This window comes from Photorhabdus sp. RM71S, from assembly GCF_042879355.1.
Classification (GTDB): domain Bacteria; phylum Pseudomonadota; class Gammaproteobacteria; order Enterobacterales; family Enterobacteriaceae; genus Photorhabdus; species Photorhabdus kayaii.
The window spans coordinates 1-962 of record NZ_JBHFKV010000142.1 but is presented as its reverse complement, the minus strand read 5'-3'; the positions used below and the strand labels follow the sequence as shown (position 1 = coordinate 962).

The window sequence follows — 962 nt, the reverse complement described above, 5'->3', positions numbered from 1 at the left end:
AGTAATAGATCAAAATGGGCGATCGCCGTCAATCTCATGGGAACAATAAATATGTAAAATATGCGTAAGATCACACTATTTTTAAATCAGGAATGAGGTGCGGAATGACGGATATAAGCGTAATGAATATCGTGATGGCTCTCACTATTATACTTATCATCATTTGGTCACCACTCGGACTGATCCGGGTTTAATGGCTTTGCGCTTAGATTTGCACAGTGATGAATCTCAACCTTTGAAATTGAATGAAGGGCATGGTTCAAAAGAGGTAGTGTATGTTACGAAAGGAAAAGTTCGGGTACAGTGGTTGGATGAGAATAACTCACTAAGAGAAGATGTTATGAATGAAGGAGATTCAATATTTATCTTGCCAAATGTATCTCATAGTTTCTCTAATTATGAGAAGGATATTAAATCAGAAATTATTGCCATAAATTATCGATGATAAAGATTGATTTTAGATGTTTCACACAGAAGATGGTTTTTATTTAAATTATATTCCTGTAATTAAAGTTGGTGGTATGCATTGCCACCAATAATAATCTACTTTGGAAGATATATTAATGAAATCATGGGAGAATAGTATTTTTATTTGTTATTAATAATTTATTCTACATGAGGATTTTCAATAATATTTTATATAATGATAGAGATTAAAATTTTATTTATCGTCGTTTTTTATAATTTATTATATAAACGCATATTCTTATGTATTTATAGATATGATGGCTAAAATGGAAAAATAATTTTTATTTTTTTATAAAAACAGGTTGTGAAAATTCACAATTTAGTGGTGCAAATTAAATTTTAGATAGAATTAATTATGACAAGGATAAATAAAATATTTTATCGTGGCAGATTCGACTAATAAGTGCAATTTTTCAGAAGGGCGGTCAGTTGCTATAGTAGGCATCTTTCTCGCCAAAGGAAAATGCACTATGGCCTATACACAACTGACCGAA

1 protein-coding gene is annotated in these 962 nt (G+C 30.4%); it reads left to right on the top strand.

Annotated features, from left to right (window positions below):
• Positions 1 to 97 precede the first annotated feature (97 nt).
• Positions 98 to 445, top strand: coding sequence for a cupin domain-containing protein (locus ACGF5R_RS24120; RefSeq protein ID WP_387693152.1), 348 nt, complete (start codon positions 98 to 100; stop codon positions 443 to 445).
• Positions 446 to 962 lie beyond the last annotated feature (517 nt).